The organism is Malaciobacter marinus, from assembly GCF_003544855.1.
GTDB lineage: Bacteria > Campylobacterota > Campylobacteria > Campylobacterales > Arcobacteraceae > Malaciobacter > Malaciobacter marinus.
The window spans coordinates 2869366-2884810 of the sequence record NZ_CP032101.1 but is presented as its reverse complement, the minus strand read 5'-3'; the positions used below and the strand labels follow the sequence as shown (position 1 = coordinate 2884810).

At 26.5% G+C, this 15445-nt stretch carries 21 protein-coding genes and 1 pseudogene; 9 read left to right on the top strand and 13 right to left on the bottom strand.

Features of this window, described 5'->3' with window-relative positions:
• Position 1: 1 nt before the first annotated feature.
• Genes AMRN_RS13930 through AMRN_RS13915 form a run of 4 tightly spaced genes read right to left on the bottom strand, consistent with a single transcriptional unit; the run spans position 2 to position 2923 of the window.
• Positions 2 to 232 (bottom strand): DUF2061 domain-containing protein, encoded by a 231-nt coding sequence (locus tag AMRN_RS13930; RefSeq protein WP_099309922.1) that lies wholly within the window; start codon positions 230 to 232, stop codon positions 2 to 4.
• Positions 233 to 279: 47 nt separating this feature from the next.
• The gene (gene cysK / locus AMRN_RS13925; protein WP_099309923.1) at positions 280 to 1212 is read right to left on the bottom strand and encodes a cysteine synthase A; all 933 of its coding nucleotides are present in this window, start codon (positions 1210 to 1212) and stop codon (positions 280 to 282) included.
• Positions 1213 to 1229: 17 nt separating this feature from the next.
• Positions 1230 to 1643, bottom strand: coding sequence for an RrF2 family transcriptional regulator (locus AMRN_RS13920; protein WP_099309924.1), 414 nt, complete (start codon positions 1641 to 1643; stop codon positions 1230 to 1232).
• 8 nt (positions 1644 to 1651) lie between these two features.
• Positions 1652 to 2923: an O-acetylhomoserine aminocarboxypropyltransferase/cysteine synthase family protein gene (locus tag AMRN_RS13915; RefSeq protein ID WP_099309925.1), complete on the bottom strand. Its 1272-nt coding sequence runs from the start codon at positions 2921 to 2923 to the stop codon at positions 1652 to 1654.
• A 347-nt stretch (positions 2924 to 3270) separates the two neighbouring features.
• On the opposite strand from AMRN_RS13915, the gene AMRN_RS13910 reads away from it, so the two are divergent.
• The 5 genes and pseudogenes from AMRN_RS13910 to AMRN_RS13885 all read left to right on the top strand — a co-directional run bounded on the left by AMRN_RS13910 (position 3271) and on the right by AMRN_RS13885 (position 6520).
• A complete protein-coding gene (locus AMRN_RS13910) occupies positions 3271 to 3591 on the top strand; it encodes a cupin domain-containing protein (protein WP_099309926.1) in 321 nt (106 codons plus the stop codon).
• A 1-nt stretch (position 3592) separates the two neighbouring features.
• Positions 3593 to 4822 carry a BaiN/RdsA family NAD(P)/FAD-dependent oxidoreductase gene (locus AMRN_RS13905; protein ID WP_099309927.1) on the top strand — a complete coding sequence of 410 codons (1230 nt, stop codon included), beginning with the start codon at positions 3593 to 3595 and terminating at the stop codon, positions 4820 to 4822.
• 58 nt (positions 4823 to 4880) lie between these two features.
• A pseudogene (locus AMRN_RS13900) lies at positions 4881 to 5348 on the top strand (FAD-binding domain-containing protein); the annotation flags it as partial.
• Positions 5349 to 5658: 310 nt separating this feature from the next.
• On the top strand, positions 5659 to 6027 hold the full coding sequence (gene dksA, locus AMRN_RS13890) for an RNA polymerase-binding protein DksA (protein WP_099309929.1): 369 nt from the start codon (positions 5659 to 5661) through the stop codon (positions 6025 to 6027).
• Between the two features lie 94 nt (positions 6028 to 6121).
• The gene (locus AMRN_RS13885) at positions 6122 to 6520 is read left to right on the top strand and encodes a hypothetical protein (RefSeq protein ID WP_099309930.1); all 399 of its coding nucleotides are present in this window, start codon (positions 6122 to 6124) and stop codon (positions 6518 to 6520) included.
• Between the two features lie 25 nt (positions 6521 to 6545).
• Here AMRN_RS13885 and AMRN_RS13880 read toward each other — a convergent pair whose 3' ends face one another.
• The 6 genes from AMRN_RS13880 to AMRN_RS13855 form a co-directional block, all read right to left on the bottom strand.
• Complete coding sequence (locus tag AMRN_RS13880; RefSeq protein WP_099309931.1) at positions 6546 to 7703, bottom strand: multidrug effflux MFS transporter; 1158 nt, start codon at positions 7701 to 7703, stop codon at positions 6546 to 6548.
• Complete coding sequence (locus AMRN_RS13875) at positions 7700 to 8134, bottom strand: MarR family winged helix-turn-helix transcriptional regulator (RefSeq protein WP_165375150.1); 435 nt, start codon at positions 8132 to 8134, stop codon at positions 7700 to 7702. The genes AMRN_RS13880 and AMRN_RS13875 overlap by 4 nt, the downstream gene beginning before the upstream one ends.
• Positions 8135 to 8222: 88 nt before the next feature.
• On the bottom strand, positions 8223 to 8873 hold the full coding sequence (locus AMRN_RS13870) for an HAD family hydrolase (protein WP_099309933.1): 651 nt from the start codon (positions 8871 to 8873) through the stop codon (positions 8223 to 8225).
• Positions 8870 to 9481: a TPM domain-containing protein gene (locus tag AMRN_RS13865; protein WP_099309934.1), complete on the bottom strand. Its 612-nt coding sequence runs from the start codon at positions 9479 to 9481 to the stop codon at positions 8870 to 8872. The genes AMRN_RS13870 and AMRN_RS13865 overlap by 4 nt, the downstream gene beginning before the upstream one ends.
• Entirely contained in the window at positions 9481 to 10353 is an 873-nt protein-coding gene (locus tag AMRN_RS13860) for a TPM domain-containing protein (protein ID WP_099309935.1), read from the bottom strand. Before AMRN_RS13860 ends, AMRN_RS13865 begins: the two co-directional genes overlap by 1 nt.
• The gene (locus AMRN_RS13855) at positions 10354 to 10944 is read right to left on the bottom strand and encodes a LemA family protein (RefSeq protein ID WP_099309936.1); all 591 of its coding nucleotides are present in this window, start codon (positions 10942 to 10944) and stop codon (positions 10354 to 10356) included.
• 83 nt (positions 10945 to 11027) lie between these two features.
• Here AMRN_RS13855 and ung point away from each other — a divergent pair, with 83 nt between their 5' ends.
• A complete protein-coding gene (gene ung / locus AMRN_RS13850) occupies positions 11028 to 11678 on the top strand; it encodes a uracil-DNA glycosylase (RefSeq protein WP_099309937.1) in 651 nt (216 codons plus the stop codon).
• Positions 11679 to 11688: 10 nt separating this feature from the next.
• Here ung and AMRN_RS13845 read toward each other — a convergent pair whose 3' ends face one another.
• On the bottom strand, positions 11689 to 12084 hold the full coding sequence (locus tag AMRN_RS13845; protein ID WP_099309938.1) for a hypothetical protein: 396 nt from the start codon (positions 12082 to 12084) through the stop codon (positions 11689 to 11691).
• 300 nt (positions 12085 to 12384) lie between these two features.
• Here AMRN_RS13845 and AMRN_RS13840 point away from each other — a divergent pair, with 300 nt between their 5' ends.
• The 3 genes from AMRN_RS13840 to AMRN_RS13830 all read left to right on the top strand — a co-directional run bounded on the left by AMRN_RS13840 (position 12385) and on the right by AMRN_RS13830 (position 13889).
• Entirely contained in the window at positions 12385 to 12630 is a 246-nt protein-coding gene (locus tag AMRN_RS13840) for a ComEA family DNA-binding protein (protein WP_099309939.1), read from the top strand.
• Positions 12631 to 12728: 98 nt separating this feature from the next.
• Positions 12729 to 13139 (top strand): YchJ family protein, encoded by a 411-nt coding sequence (locus tag AMRN_RS13835; RefSeq protein ID WP_079578229.1) that lies wholly within the window; start codon positions 12729 to 12731, stop codon positions 13137 to 13139.
• A gap of 12 nt (positions 13140 to 13151) precedes the next feature.
• Positions 13152 to 13889 carry a YaaA family protein gene (locus tag AMRN_RS13830; protein WP_099309940.1) on the top strand — a complete coding sequence of 246 codons (738 nt, stop codon included), beginning with the start codon at positions 13152 to 13154 and terminating at the stop codon, positions 13887 to 13889.
• Positions 13890 to 13892: 3 nt separating this feature from the next.
• Here AMRN_RS13830 and AMRN_RS13825 read toward each other — a convergent pair whose 3' ends face one another.
• Positions 13893 to 14972 carry an MFS transporter gene (locus tag AMRN_RS13825; protein ID WP_099309941.1) on the bottom strand — a complete coding sequence of 360 codons (1080 nt, stop codon included), beginning with the start codon at positions 14970 to 14972 and terminating at the stop codon, positions 13893 to 13895.
• Positions 14973 to 14977: 5 nt separating this feature from the next.
• The gene (locus tag AMRN_RS13820; protein ID WP_079580360.1) at positions 14978 to 15445 is read right to left on the bottom strand and encodes an RDD family protein; all 468 of its coding nucleotides are present in this window, start codon (positions 15443 to 15445) and stop codon (positions 14978 to 14980) included.

Sequence of the window (15445 nt, the reverse complement as noted above, 5' to 3'; positions counted from 1 at the left end):
CCTAAATTTGATAATCATTTTGCGTAGGTTTTATTCTACCTAATGGAATTTTATTCCATGCTCTTTCATGAAAATAGTAAAGTATCATTTTTGTAACCACTTCAATAGAGCCAATTGATGCAGCCATTACTAAATTACCTGTAATAAAGTAAGATATAATCATAGTATCTAATGTTCCAAGTGTTCTCCAAGAAACTGATTTTACAATTGATCTATAGGGCTTTTCATGCATTTTATTTCCTCATATGTTTTAAGTTCTCCATATGAGGATGAGTATTTTTACTCATCGTCATATTCATATAGTCCTGAGCTTAGGTATCTTTCTCCTGTATCGCAAAGAATTGTAACAATTGTTTTACCTTTATTTTCAGGTCTTGAAGCAACTAATTCAGCTACTTTTACATTTGCACCAGCAGATACTCCAATTAATAAACCTTCTTCTTTTGCTAATGCTCTTGAAGCTTCAATTGAGTCTTCATTTGAAATTTGAATTACTTCATCATAAACTTTTGTATTTAATATCTCTGGAACAAAACCTGCACCAATACCTTGAATTTTATGAGGGCCTGGTTTACCTCCACTTAATACAGGTGATGCTTCAGGTTCAACTGCAATAACTTGAATATTTGGATTGTGTTGTTTTAAAACTTCACCTGTTCCTGTAATAGTTCCACCTGTTCCAATTGCAGCTACTAAAATATCAATTTTCCCATCTGTTGCTTCTAAAATCTCTTTAGCTGTTGTTTGTCTATGAATTTCTGGATTTGCTTCATTTGCAAACTGTTGTGGTACAAATGAATTTTCTATTTCTTGACTTAATTCATTTGCTTTATCAACAGCACCTTTCATTCCTTTTTCTGGTTCAGTTAATACAAGTTGTGCACCTAATGCTTTTAGCAACTTTCTTCTTTCAATACTCATAGAACTTGGCATTGTAAGAACTAATTTTATTCCAAGACCTGCACAAATTGAAGCTAATGCAATACCTGTATTTCCACTTGTTGGTTCAATTACTGTTGTATTTTCATCAATTAAACCTTTTTCAAGTGCTGATTTAATCATATTTGTTCCAATTCTATCTTTAACTGAATGAGTTGGATTCATAAATTCACATTTACCTAAAACTGTTGCTTCACTTCTTTTACTTGCACCTTGAAGTTGTACTAAAGGTGTATTTCCTATTAATTCTGTAACATTTTTTGCGTATTTCATTATAAACTCCTTGTAATTTATATATTATAGTGTAAGAATTGATTATATTTTTCTTGATATTCATCTAACTTTGAAAGACTAACATCAAAATATCTTTTCATATTTGCTTTCGCATCATCAAAGAAAAGATTTAATATAGGATTTTGACTTCTTTGATCAATCATTTTTAGTTCATCTTCTAAAACTGAAAGTATTTCACCTATATTTATCTCTTCTGGCTTTTGGGCTAAAATATACCCACCTTTTGCTCCTCTAATGCTTTTAACTAATCCTGCACGTCTTAATTTACCTAGAAGTTGTTCTAGGTAATTTTGAGGAATTTGTGCATTTTTTGAAATCTCTTTAATTTGCATGGGAGTATCCTTTTTGTGTTTACTTAACTCATGCATGGCCATAAGACCATATACTCCCTTTGTTGATATTAATGGCATTTAGTTTCCTACTTATTTATCGCCTGATCTAAATCAGCGATTAAATCAGTTGTATCTTCTAAACCTATGCTTAATCTAACTGTTGCTGGATTAATTCCTGCTTCTATTAACTCTTTCTCATTCATTTGTGAGTGAGTTGTACTTGCTGGGTGTGTGATAAGTGATTTGCTATCACCTATATTTACTACAACACTAAATAGTTTTGTACTATCAATAATCTTTCTTGCTTCTTCAAAACTTTCTGCTTCAAAAGATATAAGTCCAGATGCTTTTCCACCTTTAAAATATTTTTGAGCTTTTTCATGATGCTCGTTTGATTCTAAACCTGGATAGTTCACTGCTTTAACTTTTGGATTAGACTCTAAATATTTTGCAACTTCAAGTGCATTATCAGAGTGTTTATCAACTCTTAAAGCTAAAGTCTCTAATGTTTGAATTAAAAGCCAAGAGTTATGAGGAGATTGTGTTGCTCCAATATCTCTTAATAATGCAAGTCTAATTCTTAAACAAAAGTTTGGTAATGGAACATCTGTATAAACTAATCCATGATAACTCTCATCAGGTGTTGTAAAGTGATAGTATCTTTTGTCATTTTGTTTAAAAAATTCTGCAAGTCCATCTCTTTCAACAACCATTCCACCAATTGCTGTACCTTGACCATTTACATATTTTGAAGTTGAGTGAACAACTACATCAACTCCCCATTCAATTGGATTAAATAGTGCAGGTGTAGCAACAGTATTATCACAAACTGTTAAAACTCCATTTCTTTTTGCAATCTCTACAACTTTTTCAATATCAGTTATTGCAATTTGTGGATTTGATAGTGATTCAAAGAATATAGCTTTTGTTTTTTCATCTATTTGCTCTTCTAAATTACTAGCATCTTTACTTTTAAATACTCTTGCTTCAATTCCAAATCTTTTAAGTGTATGAGCAAGTAAAGTAACAGCTCCACCATAAAGTTTATCAGAAATGATAATATTATCTCCAGCTTCTGCGACATTTACAATGGCATAAAAAATAGCTGCTTGACCGCTTGCTGTACTAATAGCAGCAGCACCACCTTCTAAAGCTGCAAATCTTTGTTCTAAAACATCCGATGTTGGATTTGTTAGTCTTCCATAAATAGGACCTAACTCTTTTAGTGCAAATAAGTTTGCAGCATGTTCTGAATCTCTAAAAGCATATGCTGTTGTTTGAGCTATTGGAACACTCATTGATCCATAGCCTTCTTTTTTATCATATCCAGCATGTAGTGCAATTGTCTCTTTTTGCATTTTCTTCCCTTTTTGATTTTTATGTTGAAATTCTATACTATTTTATTTCTAATGTCAAGTTAAATAATTGGGTTTAAGCTAAAAGCTTCTCTTAGAGCCTTGTAAATATTGCCAATTATTTTAGTCAGGTTTATTTAATGAACTTTTATAAACTTATTCTAGATGCCAAAAAATAGTATGTTTAAAAGAGTAACATAAAATAAATAAAGATGAATATGATATGAAAAATAGTATGTAATAAATTTTTAAAAAAAGTCAAAATAATAAAGTTGATTAAATTAGTATGGATTAAATATGTGGAAAATTTAGTTTAATTTGTTATAATCTTATAACAATAAAGGATAAAAATGCAAATAGAAAATTTATTTGAAAATATAAAAATTGATAAAAAAGCAGAACAGTTTATCTCTTTATTTGAAAATAAAAATATAAAAATTGAAAAAATTGTATCAAATGGACAAACAAGTGCTAAAGATTTTTGGTACGAACAAGAAGAAAATGAGTTTGTATTACTTTTAGATGGATATGCAATAATAGAGTTTGAAGATGAACAAATAGAGTTAAATAAAGGTGATTTTATAAATATAAAGTCTTATAAAAAACATAGGGTAAAATATACTTGCGAAGAAAAGCCAACGATTTGGCTAGCAATTTATTACAAGGATTGATTTGAAAATAGCAATTATTGGTGGTGGTGCAGCTGGAGTTATAGCTGCAATTACTGCAAAAAGATTAAATAGAAAAATAGATATTGATATATTTGATATAAATAAAGGAATTGGAAAAAAAATACTTGCTTCTGGAAATGGAAGATGTAATATTTCAAATACTTCTATTACACAAGATAATTATATAGGAGAGAATCCAAGTTTTATAAATCAAGCATTAAAAGAGTTTGACTTTAAAGCCTTTGAAAATTTTTGTAAAAGTATAGGTTTGATTTTAGACATAAAAAGTAGTTGTAAAGTTTATCCTTTATCAAATGAAGCTAAATCTGTTGTTAACTTACTTGAAAATGAACTAATAAATTTAGGAATAAATCAAATATTAGAAACAAAAATAGTAGATATTAAAAAGAACAATGAAAAGTTTATTTTACAATCACTTAATAAAGAGTTTAATAACTATGATAAAGTTCTTATAAGTAGTGGTTTACAAGCAGCACCACAGCTAAACTCAACAGAAGATGGTATATCAATTGCTACAAATTTTAAACATAGTTTTAATCCTACATATCCATCACTAGTTGGTTTGCATACTAATTTTGAATTTAAAAGTAAACTACAAGGAGTAAAAAAAGAATCAACTGTATCTTTATATATAGATAAACAAAAAGAAAAAGAGATTACAGGAGATGTTCTTTTTACTAAATATGGAGTATCAGGATTTGCTATTTTAGATATATCTCAATATGCAGTCTATGCTTTGAGTTTATATCAAGATGTTGCTATTTCTATTAATTTTTTTCCAAATCTTACAAAAAATGAGTTATTAGGAACTTTAGAAAATCTATTTAAAACATTAAAACATAGTGATGCATATATAGCTTTAAGTGGTATTGTATCAAGAAAATTAGCATTAGTATTACTTGAACTAAATAATATTGATAAAGAGTTAAAAGCTAAAGATATAAATGCAAAACAAATAAGAGCAATAGTTAATAGTTTAACGAACTTAAGATTTAAAATAGAAGATACTCAAGGTTTTAAACATGCAGAAGCAAGTGGTGGAGGAGTAAGAACTGATGAGATTGATAATAAAACATATGAGAGTAAGCTTTGTAAAAATCTATATTTTGCAGGAGAAGTTTTAGATATAGTTGGAAATAGAGGAGGTTATAACCTTCATTTTGCTTGGGCTAGTGGATACTTAGCTGGAAAATCACTTGTAAAACTTTAGTATTTTATCTTACAAAAAAACTATATTAAAAAACTAAACTCTTAAATATATTATTGTTATGAAAGTAGCAATTAGTGCAAGAACTATTTATCATGAATTAAAGCAAGAAGAACAAAGAAGTTTTGAAAGTGAATCTTCATATTGGATATATTTTGAATTATTGTGGAGAGATTTTTTTCATTTAGTTATGTATTATTCAAAAAATGCACTATTTTTAAAAAAAGCTTTGCAAGATAAAGATTATAATTTTAAAACAACTAAAAGTTTAATAAATAATTTTATTAATGCAAATACTTGTATTGATATAATAGATGCAAGTATCGTGGAGTTAAAATCAACAGCTTGGTTAAGTAATAGAAACAGATAGCTTGTAGCTAGTTATCTTATTAAAAATCTGGGAATAGATTTTAGGATTGTTGCAGCATTTTTTGAAAGCTATTTAATTGATTATAATCCTGCTTCAAATTATGGAAATATTGCATATCAAGCATTTGTTGGAAACGATAAAACTTATAGAGTTTTTGATGTAATTAAACAATCTAAACAATATGGTGGAAGAGTTTATACAAACAAATGGCTAAACAAGAACCAAATTTTGATTATAAGAAAATGGATGATGAGGTTAAACAAACAGTTTATTATATTGAAAATAGTTCCCAATAATAACTTACAGTTAGATTATAATTATAAAAATAACTTTATTATAATAGAGTAATAATATAAGTTTAAATTATATTATTAGTGTTTAAAAATAAATTTTAACTAAAAATATCCTTAAATTTATCTGCAACACAGTTGCATTTAAGTATAATTCGCGAAAATTTTTAGGATGTGTTATGGCAGGAAGAGTTTTAAATCAAAAACAAGTTGAAGAGATAAAAGTTTTATTAGTTCAAAATAAAGAAAAAATAGAAAAAACATTAAGAACTATGGATACAGAACATGAGACATTAAATACTATGGATTTAAATGATGATGCAGACTTTGCAGCAGCTAGTAGAGATTACTCAACAGATATTCATATAAAACAACAACAACTAAAAGAGTTAGAATTAATTAACAAATCATTGAAGAAAATAGAAAAAGGCGAGTATACAGGTCTTTGTGATATGTGTGATAGTGAGATTACAATAAAAAGATTAAGAGTTAAGCCCCATGCAAGATATTGTATTGATTGTAGAAGTTATATAGATAATGAAAATTAATTTGTAAAAGTTAATTTTACTATTAATATATAAAGCTTTTAATTATATTTCTTGTATATAATTATAAGATTACTTGTAGCTTAAGGGAGAAATAATGAATATAGAAAAAGAGAACTTTGAAATTTCAAGTGAACCTATAACCAAAAGTGAAAAAAAATTAGTACAACAACAATTTAATACAAATGTAGCTTTTTATGTACACTTAAAAGAGTATAATAGTAGCGTAAGAGAAGAGCTTATTAGAAGAATTGAAGAGGTATTCTTCTTTGCAAAAGGTATTGACTGGAAGTTTGATAGTTTTGGTATTGAAAAAGCAGGTTCTAGAGGAACTAATATTCTTGGCTACTTTATATTTAGAAGTGCAGATGCGAAAAAATTACAAGACTTTTTTATACAAGAATTCAAAGATTATAATAATGCATTAAAAATTACTTGCTCTATTGCTAAATATGAAAAAGTAGATGAGAAGTTTTTTCAAATAGGAGTAGAATAAGTTTTAAGTAAAGAGAATAAACTCTTTACTTAACTTTATATGTACTAATAATTAAATAAGCAACTAATGAAATAGTTGCGATACTAGCTCCAATTGGCATTAATGTTTGAGTGTGAAACATCAAAGCAATTGAAGAAATCAATGCTCCTAATCCAAACTGCAATACTCCAATAACAGATGATGCAACTCCTGCATTTTTGGAAAAATGCTCCATTGCAAGGGCTGTTGAATTACCAAAAATAAATGCCATCATACTCATGTATATAGCAATTAAGATAACTGTAGTAACAATTGATATTCCTTGGGCAAAAATCATCAATAATATTCCAGCGACTATTTGAATAATTATTGTATATTTAATCAAATCTAATTGTGTAAAGTTTTTTAACAGCATAACATTTACTCTAATCATTGCCATTAATACCAAAAAGTTAATTCCAAAGAAAAATGGAAAATAATCAGTTGAGATATTAAAGTATTCAATATATATAAATGAAGATTTTGCAACTAAAATAAAAAAACCTGAAAAACAAATTGCTAAAGTAAGCATAGCTTTCATTGCCATTTTATTTTTTAGAACAGCTTTGTATGATTCGATTACTTTTTGATTAGTATAAGTAAAAGTTTCATTTAAATCTTTATAAACCCATAAAGCAACTAAAAGAGAGTATACACATAAAAATACAAATACTGCTTTCCATGAATAAAAATGTATGATAAATGAGCCAATTGCAGGAGCTGCAAGGGGAGCAATACTTCTTACTGTTCCAATTAATGAAAATATCTTAGCAGCTTCTTTACCATGGAATAAGTCTCTTACAACAGCATTTGCATTTACAACTACAAAACCGCCAAAAAATGCTTCAAAAAATCTAAATATCCATAATTCGTATACTGATGAACTTAAAATTATTAAAAAACTAAAAAAACTAAATCCTATAAGGCCTATAATTGAAGATTTTCTTCTTCCTATTCTATCTGAAAAAGTTCCTCCAAAAACTTGACCAATTGAAAAACCTATTAAAAATATTGATAATGTTAATTCTATTTTTTCTATACTTACGTTAAAGTCAGTTGCTATTGTTGGTATTGATGGTATGTATGTATCTATTGCAATAGGTGCAACTGAAGATAAAACGGCTAATAAAATAATTAAATATATATGACCTATTGATTTTCTCAAAAATCCTCCTTGATAGTATTTGATACTTTATTTAAAAGCTCAAATAATTTGTTTATTTCTTTTTCTTCTAAATTAGAGTTTATTCTTTTTCTAAACTCAGATACACAGGTTTGACTTGCTTGAAGTACATCTTTGCCTTTTTGTGTAAGTTTAATTATATTTACTCTTTTATCTTTTATTTGACAATCTCTTATTATTAAACCTTTTTTTTCTAGTGAGTTTAATGATCTGCAAATTGTAGTTTTATTTTTTCCTAATATTGATGCAATTTTTGTTTGACTAACTTCATTATCCTTGCTTATTATTTCAAGTGTTGCTCTTTGTTCTGGAGCAATCTCATATTGTGATAGTAATTGAACAAATTGATAATTTAGTCTATTTGCTGTTTGACTTATTTTAAAGCCAAGTGAGTTTTCAAGTTTATCATGCATTTTTAACTCCTTATGTTGCATTTGCAACTATTGCATATGCAACCTTTTAAAGAGTTTAAAGTTTTTTGTTAAGTATTATCAAATAGTTTTATTTGATAATACTTAAAATATCTAAAGGCTCTTTTACAATATATTTAGCACCATATTGTCTTAGTTCTTCCTCATCTCTAAATCCCCAAAGTACACCAATACTTATCATATTTGCATTGTTTGCAGTTTGCATATCTACTTTTGTATCTCCTACAAAATAAGTGTCTTGGCAGGGTACGTTAAAACTTTTTGCTATATTTATAGCAGCAGTTGGATCGGGTTTTTTAGGAATATGTCCTTTTTGTCCATGAACTTCTTTTAGATTGAATTCTTTAAATATTTTTTCAACATAACCTTGAGTAAATTTATGAGGTTTATTTGATAAAACCCCTATGTTGAAATTTTGATTTTGAAGCTCTTGTAGTAATTCACAAACTCCTTCATAAGCCTTTGTATTAGAGTGCAAAGTAGTTTCATAAACTGCTTGAAATTTTTCGCTAACTGTTTGTCTTAACTCTTCTGATGGATTTTTTAAGACATTATTTACTAATACATCAATCCCTCCACCTAAAAAGTAATTGTATTCCTCTATTTCATAACTTTTAAGATTTAACTCTTTTAACACTTCGTTCATACATAATGCAATATCTAATACAGAATCAATAAGTGTTCCATCTAAATCAAATATAATTGCTTTATTATTTTTCATAATTCTCTTACCTCATTGCTAAGTTCATTTATATCATTATCTTGAATTGGAAATTTATTTATTAGAGTTTTAGAGCATGAATTAATTGCTTTTAGATAGCCTTTTGATAGTTCATTGTTTTTAACATCTTTTATAAAATCATTTATAATATCTTCCCAATACTTATTATCTATTTTTTCTTTTATTTGTTTATCTGTTATTATTTCAACATATTTTTCATCTATTGATACAAAAAACATTATACCTTGTTTTGTTTTTGTGTTTCTTATCCCAAGATTTTGAAACTCTTTATTTGCTTTATATGAAGCTTTTTGATGTTTATATTTTTTTGGAATAAAATATAAAATTAAATCTTCAAAATAATAAAATAGACTATAAATAAGAGTAAAAACTACAAGTTGCAATTGAAAAAAGATAATAGTGCTTATGCTAAAAAACAGTGCAATAATTGAAACTATTGTTGTAATTGCTAAAGCTGTTAATACTTTTTCATATTTATACATTGATGAGTTTTTAGTAATAACTGCGACTAATTCTACTGAACTTTTCTTTTCTAGATTCTCAATCTCTTGAGAAATTAACTTCTTTTCATTTTCATTTAAATACATTACCAACTCCCACTGGCTCCACCGCCACCAAAACTACCTCCACCGCCACTAAAGCTACTTGAAGAACTACTAAAACTTGAAGAACTGCTAAAACTTGATCCACTATTGAAGCTACTATAAGAAGAGCTATTTGAAAAAGAAGCATTTTTAAATTTTATAAATAATGTAATAGATACAATTAGAAAAACTATAAAAAATACAATACCACTACTTGTTATAAGTAGTGCAAAAATACCACTTAAAAAACCAAATAATAAAGAAAACCCTATTAATCTTATTATTCTTGGTAAGAAAACAAAAATAAATAGAGTAATAAATCCTAAAAACTCAAAAGGCATAAGTGAGATAAAAGATTCATCTTTATAAGTTTGAGGTAAACTATTTTTTTTATATTCACCTTTTATACTTTTTATAATAGCTGTTGCACCTTTTGAAATTCCTTGATAATATTCACCTTTTTTAAATTCTGGTTTAATAGTATACTCTATTATTTCATGGGAAATTTTATCAGTTAATACGCCCTCCAGACCATATCCAACTTCAATTCTTAATTTTCTATCATCTAAAGAAACAAGTAGTAAAACACCATTGTTTTTATCTTTTTGACCAAGTTCCCAATATCTAGCAAGTTGGTAACCATAATCTGCAATTTCATAACCATCAAGATTTTTTAAAGTTAAAATAACTATTTGATTTGATGTTTGCTCTTCATGCTTTTTTAATATAGTAGTTAAATTTTTTATTTGTGAAGTAGTTAATATTTTTGCATTATCAACTACTCTTCCTGTAAGAGAGGGAAAATTAGCTTGTGCTAATAAATTACTAGTAAAAATAAAAAATGCTAAGATAAAACAATAAATAAAGTTCTTCATTTAAAATTCTACTTTTGGTACTTCTTGTTCATTTGGTGTTGCTGTGAATGTTTGTTTTATCTTTGCTTCTGGATATAAAATTGCAGCAACAAACTTACCTGGATAAGTTCTAAGTTCTGTATTGTACTCTTTTACTGTTTGTATATAATCTCTTCTTGCAACAGAAATTCTATTTTCTGTTCCCTCAAGTTGTGATTGAAGAGCTAAAAAGTTTTTATTTGCTTTTAAATTAGGATACTTTTCTACTACTAACATTAATCTTGAAAGAGCTGAACTTAGACTACTTTGTACTTTTTGAAACTGTTCAAATAGTTGTGGATTTGATAGCATATCTTCAGAAATATTAAGTTTTCCCACATTTGATCTTGCTTTTGTAACTTCTTGTAAAGTTGATTTTTCATGGCTTGCATAAGCTTTTACTGTTGATACTAAGTTTGGGATTAAATCAGCTCTTCTTTTATATTGATTTTGTACTTGAGACCAAGATGCTTTTACATTCTCATCTAGTTTTGGAATATTGTTAACATTTGTTGCAATTATTATAAAAATAGCTAATAAAATTACTCCAATTGCTATAAAAAATGATTTCATTTTAAACCTTCGTTTTTTTTAATTATGATATAGTATTTAAATTATTATTAATAAAGAATGAATAGTTATTGTTAAGGAGAAAAATGAACTCTTGGAAAGAAATAATTGATGATGAAATGAGTAAAGATTATTATAAAAAGTTAGAAGAACAAATAGATAAAAGGTATAAAACAACAATAGTTTTTCCAGAAAAAAAGAATATATTCAAAGCTTTTTCTCTAACAAATTTTGATGATTTAAAAGTAGTAATTTTGGGACAAGACCCATATCATGGAGAAAAACAAGCACAAGGTTTAGCTTTTTCAACTCCAAGTAATATTAAAAATCCTCCTTCAATGGTAAATATACTAAAAGAGATTAAAGAAGATTTACAAAATGATTCAATTTGTAAAGATGGAGATTTAACTTCTTGGGCAAAACAAGGAGTATTACTTTTAAATACAATTTTAACAGTTGAAAAGTCAAAACCAAAATCACATCATAAATTAGGCTGGGAGATTTTTACAGATAATATTATTAAATATATAAATGAGAATTGTAAAGATGTTATATTTTTACTTTGGGGAGCACCTGCTATTTCAAAAAGTAAATTAATTGATACTTCAAAGCATTATATATTAACTGCTCCACATCCAAGTCCCTTGTCTGCATACAGAGGTTTTTTTGGATGTAAGCACTTTAGTAAAGCAAATGAGATATTAAAAAGTAAAAATAAACAAACTATTTTATGGTAAATAATGAATATTATTTACTTAATTCTTCTAAGAATTTAGTATAGTTTCTTGTATGAATTCTATGTATTTGAAGATAAATATAAGCAACAATAATTACATTTAAGTGAATTAAAGTCTCTTCAAAAGAAAAAAGTAAAAATAGTATAGCACCAATTGTTATAAATATAGGGAATAATAATCTAGTTAATCCCTCAACCTTAACTAGTTTTTCACTGTATTCTTTTAAATTTAAATCAATATACTCTTTATCTTCTTTTGTTAGCTTAAGCATATCTTTTCTTCTATCCATCTCTTTTAGAACATCTAACTTCTGTTTGTATTGAAAAACTTTTATGAATATAGCTATAACTATTATTATAGAAAGTCCCGCTGATAAAAGTTCTAGTGGCAATTTCATTTCATCCATTCACTCTCCTTAAAATTTATATTTATATAATACATAATTTTGGCTAAATTATAAAATAATAAAGTATAATCAATACTTTAAATTTAAAAAGGATAAAAAATAGATTTAGTATATATAATATTTATTAGCATTATGACAATACCAGTTACATACTATACACTTGAGTTAATATTTTCAAATACACTTTATAAAAAACCAAATAAGGATAAAGATAAAATTAAACATAAAAGAAAACTTTAGTGATAATTTTTTATATTATTATGATATAATAAAATTTATTATTTTTATAAAGGGGAAATTATGAAAAAAATATTTTTAGGTTTATTGTTATCATTTGCTTTTTTATTAGCAAATATTGATTTTAATACTGCAAGTAAGCAAGAACTAATGGCTATTAAAGGAATTGGTGAGAAAAAAGCACAAGCAGTTATTGATTATAGAAAATCAAATAAAATCAATAAAATTGAAGACTTAAAAAAGATTAGAGGATTTGGAGATAAACTTGTTTTTAAAATAAAAAATAGCAAGGAATATAACTCAAAATAAAATTCAAGTTATATAAAAGTGATTTTACTTTTATATAACTTTTATAATTTAAATAACTTGTGATAGAATAATGTTTATATTAATTCACAAGGATACCTTTGAAAATATCGATAAATTCTAAATGCATATGTGGAAGTGATAAAAAATATAAGAAGTGCTGTAAAGAGCTTCATGATGGTAAACCTGCAAAAACTGCATTGGAACTAATGCGTTCACGATATAGTGCTTTTGCTTTATGTAAAATTGACTATATTATTGATACTACTCATTTTAACAACCCTGAATTTACTCAAAATAGAAAAAGATGGCAAAACGATATTTTAAATTTTTGTTCATATACTGATTTTCAAAATTGTGAAATTTTAGAAAGTATTGATGGTAAAGAAGAGAGTTTTGTCACTTTTAAAGCTACTTTATATCAAAATAATCTAGATGCTTCCTTTACTGAAAAAAGTAGGTTCTTAAAAGTAGATGGCAAATGGTATTATGTAGATGGAATATTTTTATAAAAGGGAAATTAATTGAAAATACTTTTAGCCCCAGCTGAAACTAAAAACCCAAATGGAGATTCAAAACCATATTGTGAAGAAAACTTTTTTTTAAAAGAATTATTTTCTAAAAGAGAAGAGATATTTGAACTTTATGAAAATCATATAAAAAGTTTAGATTTACAAGAGTTGTCAAAATGGTTTGGATTAAAAAAAATTGAAGAAGTAAAAAGGTATAAACAATCACTTAAAAATAAGCCCACAATGAAAGCTATTCAAAGATATAATGGAGTAGCTTTTGATGCATTAGCTTATGATAGTTTAGACAATAAGCAAAAAGCTTATATAGATGATAATGTAGTTTTATTTTCTAATCTTTTTGGTCCAATTAAAGCTTCTGATTTGATACCTGATTATAAATATAAGCAAGGTGCAAAACTACCTAATATAAATGTAGAAAAGTTTTATTTAGAAAACTTTAGTTTAGCTCTTGATGATTATTTAGGTGAAGAGATAATAGATTTAAGAGCAGGGCATTATGAAAAATTCTATAAAGTTAAAAAAGCAAATGTATTAACTTTTAAATTTCTAAAAGATAATAAAGTAGTTAGTCATTGGGCAAAACATTACAGGGGTATTTTATTAAAGCATTTAGCAACTAATAACATAAGTTCAATTGCTGAATTTTTAGCTTCAAATATTGAGGGTTTAAAGTTAGTTGAAATACAAGAGAAAAAGAATATTAAACTATTAGTTATGCAAATAGAGTAATCTTTATTTTCTATTGATAATTACTAAAAATGCAAGTGCTGAAAATATAGCACTATATAAAAATAGATTTGCTCCATATAACCAACCTGCTATTAAAGCACCTAAAAAACCTCCAAGTCCATATGCAACTCCATACATGAATTGTTGTGCAAGTTTTTTATTTTCGTATAAAGAGTAAAGGTATATTATTACAGCACTATGAAATAGTCCAAATGAAAAAGCATGTAAGCTTTGCGATAAGAATGTTATCATTAGTGAATCAGGATACAAATATAATAGTAACCATCTAAAAGTTGTTAGTAGTAAACAAAATTTGATTATTTTTATAAGATTTCTTTTTAACAAAGGTCCTTGAAAATAAAGCATTAAAATCTCACATATAACACCAAATGACCAAAGATATGATGTCATTTCTAGACTGATTCCATGTGCTGTTTCATAAATAGTGAAAAAATTATAAAAACCACCAAAACTTATTTGCATTAAAAATAAGCATACCCAAAATGTCCAATGCTTGGTAAAAGAAAAATTTTCATATGTATCTTGATTTTGAGTTTCATGTGAAACATCAAAACGAAGTAATATTAAAGAGAATATAACCATCATACTTATTACAAATAGATAAAAATCCAATGCAATTTTTGGCTGTGTTAGAAATCTTGCCAATATTAAAGAAATTAACATAAATCCAATTGAACCAAAAAGTCTTGATTTTCCATATTTATCTTTACCTAAATCTTTTATTGCCAAGATTTCAAGATAAGGTAAAATTAGGCTAAGACAAGCTCCTAAAATTGCATTATTAAACATAAATGCATAAAAATTATTTAGTGTAAAGTAAAAAAGTATTGCACAGAATATTGATGTAAATAAAGCAATTTTAAAAACCGTTTGATTTAAGTTTATATGTTTTAAGAATAAAAAAGGAGTTGCAAATCTCATTAAAGGAGCAAGTGCAAGTATAAAACCTATATCAAGAGCATCATATCCTACATCTTGTAATACCTTTGGTAAAAATATAACATAAATACCAACTGCTGCAAAGTAAAAAAAATAAAATGCAGATATACTAAAAAAAAGCATTGAGATTATTCATCAATTATAATTGTTCTTGATATCAAATCCTGAAAACTCTTTTTTTGTTTATGTAAAAAAGGTAAAAACATTAAGAAAATAGAAATAATTGAAACTAATGTAGCAATATATCTTAAGGCTGCTTGTAAAAAAGTTATTTTCTGATACTTTAAAGTTACAATTTTTAAAGAGTAAGCTTTCATTCCTGGTGTTTGTTGTTTCACATACCAAAAAAATAAAATTATAACTGCACTAATACCAAGAATCAGACTCCACCCATAAGCTCTATTTTGGGCAAAATCTTCTCCTCCGTTTAAAACTAAGTATATTACTAAGTAAGTAATAGGAGTAGTTATTAAAAATGAATCAGTTAGAAAGGATTTAAATCTAGAAAAAAGAGATGCACAAGGGTTTGAATTATCTTCTTTGATAATTGTCTCTTGTTTATTAGTTTTATTATGTTTTACATCTCTCCATCTCAT